This window comes from Flavobacterium sp. GSP27 (genome assembly GCF_003970395.1).
Taxonomy (GTDB): domain Bacteria; phylum Bacteroidota; class Bacteroidia; order Flavobacteriales; family Flavobacteriaceae; genus Flavobacterium.
This window is the reverse complement of record NZ_RYDP01000030.1, coordinates 1-1215: the sequence shown is the minus strand read 5'-3', so window position 1 is coordinate 1215 and position 1215 is coordinate 1. Positions and strand designations below refer to the sequence as shown.

1 protein-coding gene is annotated in these 1215 nt (G+C 30.3%); it reads left to right on the top strand.

Annotated features, from left to right (window positions below):
• Positions 1-117 precede the first annotated feature (117 nt).
• Positions 118-1215 (top strand): IS4 family transposase, encoded by a 1098-nt coding sequence (locus EKM05_RS14310; protein WP_233590915.1) that lies wholly within the window; start codon positions 118-120, stop codon positions 1213-1215.

Sequence of the window (1215 nt, the reverse complement as noted above, 5' to 3'; positions counted from 1 at the left end):
TTTTAGTACATGACAAAAAAGATATTTCATTGAAAACCAATTAAATAAGCAACAATAAAATAGGATAAAAGACTGATATTCATTACATTAAAGAATTATTACCACATAATTTTTCTAATGAATAACACCAGTCTAGAGAGTAAAGATACATCGTTAATATCAGTATTGCAAGGTCATTTTAAAGGCGAACTCAATCTGGCAAGGGTCAAGCTCATTTGTTTGTTTGTAACAGCTTTGTGTAAAACAAAGACAATTAATTATGATAGACTAGCTTCTGGATTTGACATAAAAGCGGATAAAAACAGTTCTTACAGGAGGATTCAACGGTTTATGAAGGAATTTGATTTTCCTATGAAGACGGTTTCTGTTTTGATATTCAATCTATTGCCATTCAAAGATGATTTGGTGCTAGTTTTAGACAGAACCAATTGGAGATTTGGATCGAAGGATATCAATATATTGATGCTTGGAGTTAGTTATAAAAACGTAGCCTTTCCGATAATGTTCAAAATGTTAGACAAACGAGGGAATTCAGATACAGAGGAGCGAATTGATTTGATTAAGAAATATATCCAGTGCTTTGGAAAAGAAAGCATTAATTGCTTATTAGCCGATAGAGAATTTGTTGGCAGCAAATGGCTGGAGTTTTTGAACAATGAAAACATTCGATATTACATTCGGATTAGGAATAATTTCAAAATTTATTCTTACCAAAAGCAAGGAGAAATAAAAGCATTTTGGTTGTTTAATAATTTGAAAGTTGGTGCATTTTACCACTATCCAAAAATAGTAGAGTTACACGGACAACGATGTTATCTCTCTGGCAGCAAAACAATTGATAGAGATGGAACTATGGAATTTTTAATTATAGTTTCTTTCAATAAACCAGAGCAAGCTATGGTATATTACAAACAACGTTGGCAAATTGAAAGCCTTTTTAGAGGATTAAAAAGCAGTGGATTTAATATAGAAGATACTCATGTAACAGATTTAAAAAGATTAGAAAAATTATTCTCACTGACAATGATTGCCTTTGTATGGTGCTATAAAATTGGTGACTATTTGGATAAAAACATCAAAAAAATAATAATAAAAAAACATGGAAGAAGAGCAGTAAGTGTATTCAAATATGGTTTAGATTACTTGTCAAAATTTCTTTTAACAGGATTCAAATCTTTGGAAAACAATCTGTTTTGCTTTTTGTCATGTACTTAA

Coding starts and splice junctions, on each gene's coding strand:
- EKM05_RS14310 (WP_233590915.1), top strand. CDS start 118: ATGAATAACACCAGTCTAGAGAGTAAAGATACATCGTTAATATCAGTA.